This is a genomic window from Rhodococcus sp. X156 (genome assembly GCF_004006015.1).
In the GTDB taxonomy this organism is placed as follows: domain Bacteria; phylum Actinomycetota; class Actinomycetes; order Mycobacteriales; family Mycobacteriaceae; genus X156.
In genome coordinates, this window is sequence record NZ_CP034766.1 from 2,404,271 (window position 1) to 2,417,032 (window position 12,762).

At 73.1% G+C, this 12,762-nt stretch carries 9 protein-coding genes; 6 read left to right on the forward strand and 3 right to left on the reverse strand.

What is annotated here, in order from left to right; all coding sequences use genetic code 11:
- Nucleotides 1-11: 11 nt before the first annotated feature.
- Nucleotides 12-3,890 (reverse strand): helix-turn-helix domain-containing protein, encoded by a 3,879-nt coding sequence (locus ELX43_RS11365; protein WP_127783524.1) that lies wholly within the window; start codon nucleotides 3,888-3,890, stop codon nucleotides 12-14.
- A 161-nt stretch (nucleotides 3,891-4,051) separates the two neighbouring features.
- Between ELX43_RS11365 and ELX43_RS11370 the strand changes: the two genes are divergently transcribed.
- The 4 genes from ELX43_RS11370 (at nucleotide 4,052) to ELX43_RS11385 (ending at nucleotide 8,098) form a co-directional block, all read left to right on the forward strand.
- Nucleotides 4,052-4,357, forward strand: coding sequence for a LuxR family transcriptional regulator (locus tag ELX43_RS11370; RefSeq protein WP_241248916.1), 306 nt, complete (start codon nucleotides 4,052-4,054; stop codon nucleotides 4,355-4,357).
- Between the two features lie 577 nt (nucleotides 4,358-4,934).
- Nucleotides 4,935-5,999, forward strand: coding sequence for an Atu2307/SP_0267 family LLM class monooxygenase (locus tag ELX43_RS11375; RefSeq protein WP_241248917.1), 1,065 nt, complete (start codon nucleotides 4,935-4,937; stop codon nucleotides 5,997-5,999).
- Between the two features lie 53 nt (nucleotides 6,000-6,052).
- The gene (locus ELX43_RS11380; RefSeq protein WP_164860643.1) at nucleotides 6,053-7,417 is read left to right on the forward strand and encodes a DNA polymerase IV; all 1,365 of its coding nucleotides are present in this window, start codon (nucleotides 6,053-6,055) and stop codon (nucleotides 7,415-7,417) included.
- Between the two features lie 366 nt (nucleotides 7,418-7,783).
- Nucleotides 7,784-8,098 (forward strand): hypothetical protein, encoded by a 315-nt coding sequence (locus ELX43_RS11385; protein WP_127783527.1) that lies wholly within the window; start codon nucleotides 7,784-7,786, stop codon nucleotides 8,096-8,098.
- Nucleotides 8,099-8,152: 54 nt separating this feature from the next.
- Here ELX43_RS11385 and ELX43_RS11390 read toward each other — a convergent pair whose 3' ends face one another.
- A complete protein-coding gene (locus ELX43_RS11390; protein ID WP_206518004.1) occupies nucleotides 8,153-9,607 on the reverse strand; it encodes an MFS transporter in 1,455 nt (484 codons plus the stop codon).
- 119 nt (nucleotides 9,608-9,726) lie between these two features.
- Here ELX43_RS11390 and ELX43_RS11395 point away from each other — a divergent pair, with 119 nt between their 5' ends.
- Together ELX43_RS11395 and ELX43_RS11400 are read left to right on the forward strand one after the other, a co-directional pair.
- On the forward strand, nucleotides 9,727-10,305 hold the full coding sequence (locus ELX43_RS11395; RefSeq protein ID WP_127783529.1) for a TetR/AcrR family transcriptional regulator: 579 nt from the start codon (nucleotides 9,727-9,729) through the stop codon (nucleotides 10,303-10,305).
- 36 nt (nucleotides 10,306-10,341) lie between these two features.
- A complete protein-coding gene (locus tag ELX43_RS11400) occupies nucleotides 10,342-11,487 on the forward strand; it encodes a winged helix DNA-binding domain-containing protein (RefSeq protein ID WP_127783530.1) in 1,146 nt (381 codons plus the stop codon).
- Between the two features lie 9 nt (nucleotides 11,488-11,496).
- Here the strand turns inward: ELX43_RS11400 and ELX43_RS11405 are convergent, their stop codons facing one another.
- Nucleotides 11,497-12,705 carry an MFS transporter gene (locus ELX43_RS11405; RefSeq protein WP_127783531.1) on the reverse strand — a complete coding sequence of 403 codons (1,209 nt, stop codon included), beginning with the start codon at nucleotides 12,703-12,705 and terminating at the stop codon, nucleotides 11,497-11,499.
- Nucleotides 12,706-12,762 lie beyond the last annotated feature (57 nt).

Genomic DNA, 12,762 nt, shown 5'->3' on the forward strand with positions numbered 1-12,762 from the left:
GGGGCCTCGGGTCAGCTGCACAGCCGCTCGTAGGGCACCCCGGGCAGGTAGCGCTGCCACTCCTGCTCGGTGATGGCCGCTCCTCCGCTGCGACAGACCTGCTCGGCCGCGCTTGCCGGCGCGGTGTGCCACAGGCGCACCACCTTGTCCGGACCGCTGCCGGCGACCGTTGCGTCGTCGCGGCCGAACTGCGCGTCGTTGACCCGGCCGGGGTACGCGGTCAGGACGGCGTGCTGGGTGGGCTGAGCAGGCTGCGTGGTGTCCCACACCCACAGCGCCCCGCCCCCGAGCCCGGCGGCCAGCCGGTGCCCGGTGGAGCTGAAGGCCAGCGAGTACACCGCCCCGGTCAGCTCGCTGATCCGGGCGAGCTCGCGCGGTCGCTCCGGCTCGGCCACGTTCCACAGCCGGATCGTGCGGTCGGCGCTTCCCGCAGCCAGGGTCGTCCCGTCGGCGCTGAACGCCACCGCCTGCGCGGTGCCGCTGAACCCGGAGACGGTGGAGACCTCCCGGGGCGACGCCGGGTTGCCGACGTCCCACAGCGTCACCGCGTTGTCCGCGGTCGCCGCGGCCACCAGTCGCCCGGACGGGCTGAACGCGAGTGCCTGTGGGTAGTTGGTGGTGCTCAGCGCGCTGGCCAGACGGATGTTGCCGCGGTCGGTGAGGTCGTAGACGTTCACCACCCGCCCGTCCTGGGCGGCGACTGCGGCGAGCCGACCGTCGGGGCTCAGGGTCACCACCCCCACCAGGCCCTCCACCGCCTGCACCGGTGGACCCACCGGCTGCGGTCGCTCCCGGTCGGTGAGGTCCCAGAACCAGACGCCACCGCTGCTGGTGCCGCCGGCGGCCAGGGTCCCGTCCCGCGACAGCGCGGCCGCGCCAGACAACCGGGTGCCGGCCGCGGGGGTCAGGTCGGGCAGCCGCCGCGCGTGCTGGGGGTCGCGCAGGTCCCACAGGTGCAGCGAGGGGTCGCTGCCGCCGGTGCCCACCAGCACGGTGGCACCGTCGGCGCTCACCGGGTTGACGAACACCGTGTCCCGCGCCCCGGGGAGCACCGGCCCCGGGATGGGCCAGACCCGGGTGGTCCCGTCGACGTCGGAGGTGACCAGCGAGACGTCACCCTGGCCCGGCCAACCGGGGCTGAACTGCACCGAGGTGATCACCGCCGGACCCGGCAGGGTCTCCAGGAGCTGGTCGGTGCCGGTCTGCCAGGTCCGAGTGGTGTCGTCCGAGCTGCCGGCGGCCAGCATGGTTCCGTCGCTGCTGTAGGCGACGTCGTTGACGTAGTTGGTGAACCCGGTCAGCGGCGCCTGCGCCTGGGGCGCCGACGGGTCGGTGACCAGCCACCGCTCCACGGTGCGTCCGGTGGTGGCGGCGGCGAGCGTGCGGCTGTCCGGGCTGAACGCCAGGCCCAGGAAGTGCTTGGCCGAGCCGTTGGGGGCGACCTCGTGCCGGGGCCGCGCCAGGGCCGCGACGTCGGTGGCGTCCCAGATCCGCAGTGACGACTCCCGGCCCCCGGTGGCCAGCAGCCGACCGTCGGGGCTGAAGGCGACCACCGTGCGTCCGCCTCCCGGCTGCGGCAGCGGCGCGAGCGCCACCGGGTTCGCCGAGTCGCGCAGGTCCCAGCGCAGCAGCACGGCGGTGGCGGTCCCCCCGACCAGGTGCTGCCCGTCCGGGCTGAACTGCAGGCTCTCCAGCACCTGCTCCTCCCCCGTCAGGGTGGCGACCCTCCGCGGGGAGGTGGGGGTGGAGACGTCCCACAGGGAGGTGCCGCCGCCACCGCCCACGCTCAGCAGCCGGCGGTCGGGGCTGAGCGCGAGCGCGAACAGCGGGGTGGCCACCTCCACCGCCCGCAGCTCACCCAGCGGGGTGGGCGCCGCCGGGGACGCCGCCAGGGCGGAGAGCCGGACGACGCCGTCGGCGCTCGCGCTGGCCAGCAGCGAGCCGTCGGCGCTCACCGCGGACACCGTCCCGCCGCCAGGCCCCAGCACCCGCGACGGCGTGTGCGACGCGGTGGAGTCCAGCAGCGCCGAGCGCGCCTCCAGGGTGGGGCTGACCCGGAACGCCGCCAGCGCGAGCTGCGCCGACAGCGCCGGGTCCTTGTCCCGCATGCCCACCGACGCGGTGGCGACCTGACGGGACGTTGCCTCGTCCCTGGCGTGCTCGGCCGCCGTCCGTTGCTGGTTGGCACTGGTGCGCGCCACCATCGCGGTGGTCGCCGCCACCATGGCGACGACGAAGAGCACGGCCAGGCCGCTGACCAGCCACCGCAGCACGGTGACCCGTCGGCGGTCGCGCTGCTCCTGCTCCGCGGCGTGCGCGGTGCTCGCGGCGAGGAAGGCGCGCTCCAGCTCGGTGAGGTCCGCGTGGTGGTCGCCCGTCTCCACCCACTCCCCCAGCACCGTCAGCCGACTGCCGCTGAGCAGCGCACCCGTCTCCCGGCCACTGTCCTGCCACAGCTGCGCGGCCTGCACCAGCTGGCGCTGCAGGATCAGGCCGGCGCGGTCGGCATCCACCCACTCGCGCAGCCGGCCCCAGGCCCGCAGCAGGGCCTCGTGGGACACCTCCACGAACTCCGCATCGACGGTGAGCAACCGCCGCCGCGCGAACTGGTTCACCACCGTCCGCACGTCCTCGTCGTCGCCCACCGAGAGCTCGGTGCGCCGCGCACGTCGCTTGGCCTCGCTGTCCTCGGCGACGCTGATCAACCGGAGGAAGATGCGCCTGGCCGCGACCTGCTGGCGCGGGGTGAGCTCGCCGAAGGCCACCTCGGCGCTCTGCTGGACGGCTCCGCCGATGCCGCCGGTCGCTCCGTAGTCGGCTGCCGTCAGGGACCGCTGCAGCTCCCCCGCACCCCGGGGCGATCGCCCCTGCGGCCATCGCGCCTGGGCCCGCGTCCAGGTGCTGAGCAGCGCGTGCGACAGCAGGGGCAGCGATCCGGCAGACATGGCGGGCCGCGGGTCGATGTCGTGCATCAGCAGCTCCACCAGCGCGTCCTCCACCACGGTTCCGGCCTTGGTGGCGGGGGCAGTGATGATGCTGCGCAGCTCGTCCTTGGCCATGGGTCCGACCACGAGCGGTCCGGCCGCCAGGACCGGAACCAGGGTGGGCTCGGACGCGGCCGAGGCGTAGAAGTCGGCGCGCAGTCCCAGGACCACCACCAGGTGCTCGGGGAGGTCGACAATGGCGTGCAGGAACTGCGCGCGCAGATCCGCATCAGCGCACAGGGTCCACAGCTCCTCACACTGGTCCACGACCAGGACTCGGCGCTCCGTGCCGGCGTGGTCAAGAATGGCGTCGAGTGCCGCCACCGGCTGTGCGCCCGGGGTGATCACAATGGCGGAGGACAGCTTTGGGGAGAGCTCTCCGGAATTGACCTTGGCGACGAGTCCCGCTCTCAGCAGCGACGACTTTCCCGATCCCGACGGGCCGATCACCGTGACGACGCGGGGCGTGCCCTGCTCGGCGGCGTGGCGCACCCGCGCGACGAGCTGCTCGGTCAGGGTCTCGCGCCCGAAGAACCAGGCCGCGTCAGCCTCCTGGAACGCCTCGAGCCCCCGGTAGGGCGAGGCCGTGCTGCTCGACCGTGGACCGTGGTCCTGCCGGGCTCGGGCGATGGCCTCGTGCCAGGCCTGGTGCGCCGACTCCGCCACCACTCCGCAGGCGACGAGCACTGCGGTGAACATCCCGAGACTGGCCTTGGTCGGGACGTGCTGTCCGGAGCTCCATCCGGCGATCGTCCCCTGCGGAACGCCGGAGATTCCGGCCACCGCGCGCACGCTGAGTCCGGTTTGCTCACGCAACGCAGTTAATGCTGCGGCCAGCTCGTCCCTGGTGCGTATTGCTGCCGGATCGGGGCCCTGCGTCAGCGCGTCATCCACCCGTGTCGTCACGAGGCGGCACTCTATCGCCGCAGGTCAGGGGATTTCGGTGTATTGACTATGTATCGCCTTGGTCTCGTCCGTGCCCGTGCGGTACGCGGTCGGTCACGATGAGTTCGCTGCCATCGCAGCACGGGTCGGGGCCCGTTCCTCCACCGGAAGGCTCGCCACCAATGATGCTCACGTCCGCACCTCCGCCTGCCCCCGCCGTCGACCGAGGCCCGGCCGGCCCCTGCCGAGAGTCGCTGCTGACCCGCCCCGCACTGAGCAAGCGGGAGATCGAGGTCGTCCTGGCCTGGCTGCGCTCAGACTCCAAGATCACCGCGTGCCGCCGGCTCTACATCTCGGTGGGCACCATGAACACCCACCTGTCCCGCGTCCGCGCCAAGTACGCCGACGTCGGTCGCCCCGCACCCACCAAGGCCGCGCTGCTCGCCCGGGCGCTGCAGGACAACCTCACCACGCTCGAGGAGTGGTGACCCCCTGCCTCGTCGCAGCATCATCGTCGGCGCCGCTGCAGCAGGGACTGGTCTCGCACGAGGGGGCGACGCCATTCCCGGGGCTGCAGAAAAGGCGCTGTGCGAGGGGTTTGGGTGTCGTTGCTGTCGATCGAACAGCAGATGGCGCAGGAGAGCCGGAAAGGGCACCGTTCTTCCTGTCGTTCACCGGAGCATCCACCGCTGAGGAAGAGGAATGCATCGCCATGGCACCAGCCCAGGAAAGGCTGATCGCCAACGAGATCACCGCGGACTCTCGCGGTGGGTGGGAATGCTGATGTTCGTCAGTGGCCGCATGCTGGACGAGCAGCGCCGCCCATGACTTGTCCGGCGGATGGCTGAGCGCTCCGCTGGATGATGAAGCCGGGGCCGGAGGGGAGCCGGCCCGGGTGGTGTGCCGATGGGGGCATCGGCACAGCATCCTGACGGCACCTCCATCCCGCACGCCGGGACGGAGGTGCCGTTCGGTGTTCCCTCTGCCGTTCGGTGTTCTCTGCCGTTCTGTGTTCACCGTGTCCGGGCGCCCACACGGTGCGTCCGTAGACTCCGCGCGTAGCCGGTGAATCCCTGGGAGGCCTGCCCCGTGCGTCTTGGCATCGACAGCTTCGTCTCCGCGGTCACCGACCCGGAGACCGACCAGGTGGTCAGCCCCGTCGACCGGGTGGCGCACCTGCTGGAGGAGGTCACCCGCGCCGACGAGGTGGGCCTGGACCACTTCGGCATCGGCGAGCACCACCGGAGCGAGTACTACGACTCCGCCCCGGCTGTGCTGCTGGCCGCCGCCGCAGCGCGCACCTCGCGCATCCGGCTGAACAGCGCCGTGGCCGTGCTCAGTGCCGCCGACCCGGTGCGCGTGTTCCAGGAGTTCGCCACCCTGGACCTGGTCTCCCGCGGCCGCACCGACCTCGTCGTCGGGCGCGGTTCCTTCACCGAGGCGTTTCCGCTGTTCGGGCTGAGCCTGCGCGACTACGACACCCTGTTCAGCGAGAAGCTCGACCTGCTGCTGAAGATCCGGGACTCGGTCACCGTCACCTGGTCGGGCGAGCACCGCCCCGCGCTCACCGGCCAGGCCGTGTACCCGCGCCCCGTGCAGGACCCGCTGCCCATCTGGCTGGGCGTGGGCGGCACCCCGGAGTCGTTCGCCCGCGCGGGGCTGCTCGGTCTGCCCCTGATGGTGGCCATCATCGGCGGGCAGCCACGGCAGTTCGCCCCGCTGGTGGACCTCTACCGGCGCGCAGGCGCGCAGGCCGGGCACCCACCGGAGCAGCTGAAGGTCGGCGTGCACGTCTTCGGCTACGTCGCCGACACCGACCAGCGGGCCGCTGACGAGTTCTTCCCGGGCTGGCTGGAGATCTTCACCCGCATCGCCCAGGAGCGCGGCGGGGCCCGGCCGAGCCGGGCCGGCTACGACGCCACCTGTGGACCCAGCGGCGCCTACTTCATCGGCGCCCCGGACACGGTGGCGGCCAAGCTGCTGCGGCTGTCGGCGGACCTCGGCGGGGTCGACCGCGTGTCCCTGCAGATGACCAACGTCCGGCTGGCCCACCACGCCCTGCTGCACGGCATCGAGCTGCTGGGCACCGCGGTGGCCCCCATCGTCCGCGAGGCGCTCGGCAGCGAGTAGACCGTTCGAGGAGGCGGGGCAGAACAGGGAGAGGCAGGACGGTGGACTCGGGCGTGCTGATCGTGCACGTGGACGCCGATGCGTTCTTCGCCAGCGTGGAGCAGCGCCAGAAGCCCTCGCTCGCCCACTCCCCGGTCATCGTCGGCGGGCTCGGCCCGCGGGGTGTGGTGGCCACCGCCAGCTACGAGGCCCGGCACTTCGGCGTGGGCTCGGCGATGTCCACCGCCACGGCGCTGCGCCGGTGCCCCAGCGGAATGTTCCTGTCCCCACGGATGCGGGCCTACCGGGAGCACTCCGCGGCCATCATGGCGGTGCTGCGGGAGCGGGCGGACGTGCTGGAGCAGGTGAGCATCGACGAGGCGTACCTGCAGGTGACCCTGGACGGCGACGACCCGCGGGAGGTGGTGGCGGCCCTGGCCGAGCAGGTGTGGCTGCGCACCGGGCTGCGGGTGTCGGTGGGTGCGGGCGCGTCCAAGCTGGTGGCCAAGCTGGCGGCGGGCGCGGCCAAGCCCCGCGGGGTGCGGGTGGTGACGCGCGCCGAGGAGCAGGCGTTCCTGGACGCGCTGCCGGTGTCGGCGCTGCCCGGGGTGGGGCCCATCGCGCAGACCAAGCTGGCCGAGGTCGGGGTGCGGACCGTGGCCGAGCTGCGGGTGCAGCAGCCGCGGTCGATGGAGCGGTTGCTGGGGGTGGCCGCCGGGCACGCGGCCCTGGCGCTGGCGCACGGGCAGGACACCCGGCCGGTGGCGCCGGGCGGGCCGGCCAAGTCGATCAGCGCCGAGCGGACCATGGACTTCGACGTGCCCGCCTCCCGGCTCGACCCGGTGCTCGACCACGTCCTCGCCGCGGCGCACACCCGGCTGGTGGCCGCCGGCGTCGCGGCCCGCACCGTCACCGTGCGATTGCGGGACGCACAGTTCGTCACCATCGGCCGGTCGGTGTCGCTGGGCAGCGCGTCGGCACAGCTGGGCCCGCTGCGCGCCGCGGCCCGCGACGCCCTGCAGGCCAGCATCAGCGCCCTCGGCCTGGACGCCGAGGAGGAGTCCGGTGCCGGGGCGCGGCTGCTCGGGGTGGCGCTGTCCGCGCTCACCCAGGACGCGCAGCTGAGCCTGCTGCCCGACGAGGACACCGCCACGGCGGACACCACGCTCCCGGAGGCGGCCCCGGCGGCAGCTGCCGCCGCGGCGACCCCGCCGCAGTGGCCGGTGGGGACGGACGTGGCGCACGACGAGCACGGCCGCGGCTGGGTGGTGCGCCACGTGGACGCCGAGCACGCCCCGTCCGGGCACGCCGAGGTGGTGGTCCGGTTCGAGGAGGCCGACTCGCGCACCGCGGTGCAGCGCCGCTTCGCCGTGGACGACACCCAGCTGCGCGCGGTGGACCCAGCGCCAGTGCGCCCACCGCAGCAGGCGCGCACGTAAGGGGCCACCCGGAGCTCGCGGCTGCTCGACAGGTGGCCTGGGGCGGCCACCCGGAGCGGGCGGGGGGTGCTCGACGGGTGGCCGGTATGGGGGCTGGCCCGTCAACCGCCTCTCGGCGAGTGGCCGCTCGTAGCGGCTGAAGGTGAGGCCCGGGGGTGAATCGGACCAGCCGATCGGTACAACGCTGGGAGGCCCGGAACATTCCCGCCCCGGGTCACTCGTTCAGCAGGTCAGCGCCGGGCCGGCGGTGCCGGAGGAACAACCCGGTGTGCTCGCGGAGACCACGGCAAGGGCTCCGGGGATGGTGCCGGCGTAGCCGGGCCCCGCCTGCGCCGGCGACCCACCCCGAGGCGCATACTCGAACACATGTTCGAGTCATGGCCGCCGCAGTTCGACCCGCCGTGTCGCCGGGAGGTCCAGCCGCCCCGGCCGGTGCTCGTCGACCTGGGGGCGGTGCTGCCCACGCCGCCGCCCACCAAGGGGGCGCTGCCCATGCGGGTGCGCGCCGGCGGGCTCAGCTTCACCGGGCAGACCGAGGGGGCGCTGCTGGCGTGGGCCCGCACCACCCAGGGCGCCTGGCTCGGCTTCGTCCGCTTCACGGTGCGCACGGCCAACGGCCAGGGCAGCGTGGAGCTCCAGCAGTGGGTGCCCGACCAGGCGCTGCGCCCTGCAGACGACTGAGGCGCCGCGACGGCGGTTCTCCGCTGCGGCGCCTCAGTGGCTCGGGGGCGGTGGCTAGCCGGGAACGCTGATCTTGGCCCGCTCCTCCTTGCGCACCTTCTGGTGCGGGATGAACAGCGCCACCACGGCAGCCAGGCCCGACATGATCGCGCACGCCAGGAACAGCTGTCGGTAGGCGGTGAGCGAGGGCACCGCGATGCTGCCGATGGCCACCGTGCTGGCCGCCAGGATGCTGCCGCCGACCGCGCTGGCCAGCGAGCTGCCGACCGAGCGGACCAGGGTGTTCAGCCCGTTGGCCGCGGCGATCTCGTGCGACGGGGTGTGCGCGTTGATCAACGACGGCATGGCCGCGTAGCCGATGCCCGTGCCGATGCCGACGATGGTGGTGCCCGCGATCACCTGGAACAGCGACCCGGTCATCACCATGCGCAGCAGCCAGCCCACGGCCACGATCACCGCGCCCAGGGCCAGCGTCTGCGGGCCACCACGCACGGCGACCAGCTTGGCCGAGATGGGCGCGAAGAACAGCATGCACAAGCCGCTGGGCAGCAGCGCGAGTCCACCCACCAGCATGGAGGAGCCGAAGCCGTAGCCGCTGGACTCCGGCGCCTGCACGTAGGAGGAGGTGCCGATCAGCGAGGCGTACAGCGCGAAGCCGAACAGCGCGGAGGCGATGTTGGTCAGCAGGATGGGCGGGCGGCGCAGGGCCACCAGGTCGACCAGCGGGTCCTTGGCGCGGTGCTGCCACCAGCCGAAGACCGCGAAGAGCACCACCGAGAGCGCCAGCAGGCCGATCACCTTGGCCGAGCCCCAGCCCCACTTCGACGTCTCGGCCAGCGGCAGCAGCAGCGAGACGAGGGCGCCGGCCAGCAGGACGGTGCCCAGCGCGTCGATGCGACCGCCACTGCGTGCACGCGCCTCCGGGACGAACGCCAGCACACCGGCGAAGGCGATGGCGCTGCCGCCGGCCATCATCCAGAACAGGACGTGGAAGTCGGCGTGGTCGGAGATGTAGCCGGCCAACGGAAGGCCCAGTGCACCGCCCACACCCAGCATGGCGCTGACGATGGCGATGCCGGTGCCGGCCCGCTCCTTGGGCAGCAGCGTGCTGAGCAGGCTGATGCCCAGCGGGACGGCCGCCATGGAGATGCCCTGGATGGCGCGGCCGAAGATGAGCAGGGCGATGTTGCTGGTGACGGCGGTGATCAGCGAGCCGAGGACCAGCACGCCCAGGGCGATGAGCAGCATCCGCCGCTTGCCGAACATGTCCCCCATGCGGCCGAGCACCGGGATGGAGATGGCGGCGACCAGCAGGGTGGAGGTGAGCAGCCACTGCACGTTGTCCGGCGAGGTCTCCAGCTGGACCGGGAGCCGGGCCAGCACGGGGATGAGGATGGACTGCGACAGCGACACCACCAGGGCACCCAGTCCGACGAAGAGCAGCCAGGCGCCGGTCCGTCCTGGTGGAGCCTCGCTGGAGGTGCTGGTGGGGGCGGTGTCAGCGGTCATTCGCGGAGATCTCCTCATCGTGGGGTCGGGCACGCCTGCCGGCGTGGCCGACCGGGGAGTCAACACTGTTGACCTGGGGGTGTCAACAGTGTTGACAGACGCTCGGGCATAATGGGCAAATGTCCGATTTACCTGGTCAGCGAGCCGCCGAGCCCCCGCGGGCCACCCGGGACCTCATCGCGCAGCACGCGGCCGAGCTGTTCGAGGAGCAGGGCTACGCCGCCACCTCGATCCGCGCCATCGCCCGCGCCGCCGGGGTGGACCCGGCACTGGTGATGCGGCACTTCGGCTCCAAGGAAGAGCTGTTCGTGCACGTGCTGGGCTTCGAGAAGTACTTCGGCCCCAAGCTCGACGGGCCGGCGGAGACGCTGGGCGCCAGCCTGGTCGACTACGTGCTGTCCCCGGACCACGGGCACATGCGGCGGACGTTCCTCGCCCTGGTGCGCGCCTCCGACCGGGCGAGCGTCCGGGTGGGTCTGCAGAAGGCCATCCGCAGCTCCTTCGTGGACCAGCTGGCCCCGCGCCTGGCCGGCCGGGACGCGGAGCTGCGGGCCAACCTGATCTCCGCCCAGCTGGGTGGGCTCATCCAGAGCTGGTCCATGAGCGACCTCGACCACCTCCCCGACGGACACCGGCGCCGCATCGTCGAGCACTACGGCCGCGCCGTGCAGCAGCTGCTGGACGCCCCACCCGACTGACGGCCCCCAGCGCTGCGCCGTGGCACCCTCGAGCGCATGAGCACGACCTCGGGCAGCCCCCTGGCCGTCACCCGCGCGCAGGTGCTGCGCTCTCGGGTGCGCACCCAGCAGCTCGACCGCGAGCCGGCCAGCGCCTCCGTGGCCACGACGGACGTGCTGGACCTGGGCGTGCAGGACACCGGAACCGGCGGTGCCGCGTGGTCGCTCACCAACCGCGGGTGCGCGGTTCCCAGCACCGGTGACGACGAGCTCGCGCTGGCCTGGACGGTGCGCGGCGCCCCGCACGCCTACCGGCGCACCGACCTGCCCGCCGTGGAGCTGGCGCTGCGCCCGTGGTCAGACCGCGACGCGGGCAAGCGGATCTTCAACGCCAGCAAGCCGTTGACGGCTGCAGGCATCGGCACCCTGGACGCCCTGGCTGCAGTGGCCACCGAGCTGCGCGACCTCGTGGACGCCCCGATGGTCAAGGGCGAGCTGTCGGGGCGGCTGGCCGAGCGGATGCCCGAGCCGTACCTGCGCTGGTGCACGCCGTGCAGCGCCACCCGCCTGCACGAGATGCCTTTTCGCCTCGCGGCGCTGCACGCGGGCCTGGAGCTGGCGGCGGGCACCTCTCCCCCGGTGCTGCGCCGGGTGCCGGGCTGGCCCGCCGACCAGGTCGCCAACCTGGACGCGGCCGCCGTCCCCGACCGGCTGCACCTGGTGCGGGCGTTCGTGCACCACCTGGGCCCGGCGACCCCGGCAGAGGTCGCGGCCTACCTGGACGCCCCGCTGGCCGACGTGCGGCAGCAGTGGCCCGACGACGTGGTGGCCGTGCAGGTTGACGGCCAGGCAGCGAATTCGTGGGTGCTGGCCGCCGACGCCGATGTCCTCCGTGGTGCCGCCGAGGACCAGCCGTCCGTGGTGCGACTGCTGGGCCCGTTCGACCTGTTCCTGCAGTGCCGCGACCGCGAGCGGGTGGTGCCCGACGCGGCGCACCGCAAGGACCTGTGGCGCACCCTCGGCCGGCCCGGGGCGGTGCTGGCTGACGGCGAGGTGGTGGGGACGTGGCGCCCCCGCGCGACGGGCCGACGGCTGCGCCTGGAGCTGTCGCCGTGGCAGGAGTGGAGCACCGGAGTGCGAGCGGCGGTGGAGCGCGAGGCGCAGCGGCTGGCCGAGCACCGTGGGCTGGAGCTGGTGCCCTGACCGGACGGGTCAGCTCCCGACAGACACCGGCTCCTCAGCCTCGGCAGCCAATACCGCAGCGCTGCGCTCGCGGCGGTTGAGCACCAGCGAGAGGATCAGCAGCGCGAGCCCCACCGCGACCAGCCCAGCACCCACCAGGTTGGGCGCGCGAAAGCCTGCCCCCGCGGCGATCACCAGTCCGCCCAGCCAGGCACCCAGGGAGTTGGCCACGTTGAAGCCGGACTGGATGGCCGAGGAGACCATGGTGGGCGCGTCCTCGGCCTGCCCGATGATCCGCGTCTGGATGGCCGGGCCCATGCCCATGCTGAACAGGCCCACGAAGAACAGCAGCGTCACCGCCAGCCACGGCACCGACGCCCCCAGGCTCAGCAGCACGAGCACCACCATCAGCCCGACCAACCCGGCCACCAGGGTGCGCTCGGGGGCCCAGTCGGCGAGCTTGCCGCCCAGGTAGGAGCCGATGGTCATGCCCACACCCACCACGATGAGGATGCCGGTGATCGAGTTGGGCGCGAAGCCGGCCACGTCGGTCATCATCGGCGTCACGTAGCTGTAGCAGGCGAACAGCCCACCGAAGCCGAAGGTGACCACCGCCAGCGACAGCAGCACCTGCGGCCGGCGCAGCGCAGCCAGCTCGTGGCGCAGCACCGGAACCTCGTCGTCGGGAGCGCGCTCGACGGTCGGGACGAGCACCGACACCGCCACCATGGTGGCCACCCCGATGACGGCCACGGCGGCAAAGGCGTAGCGCCAGCCCAGCGACTGCCCCAGCAGCGTGGCGCCGGGCACGCCCACCACGTTGGCGATGGTGAGGCCCAGGAACATCATGGACACCGCCCTGGCCCGGCGACCGGGCTCGACCATGCCGGCCGCCACCACCGCCCCCACGCCGAAGAACGCACCGTGCGGCAGCCCGGCGATGACGCGGGCGGTCAGCAGCAGCTCGTAGGTGGGGGCGAGGGCGGAGAGCAGGTTGCCCGCCGCGAACAGGCCCATCAGCCCGAAGAGCACCGTCTTGCGCGGCAGCCGCACGGTGGCCGCGGTGAGCACCAGCGCGCCCACCACCACCCCGGCGGCGTAGCCGGAGATGAGGTGTCCCGCAGTGGGGATGGAGATCCCGACGTCCGCAGCCACCTCGGGCAGCAGACCCATGATCACGAACTCCGTGGTGCCGATCGCAAAACCGCCGAGAGCAAGCGCGAGCAGCGCGACAGGCAAGAGATTTCCTCCGAAGGACGAGCGAGGGTCGGCAGCCGGACGAGCGGCGCAGCAGGA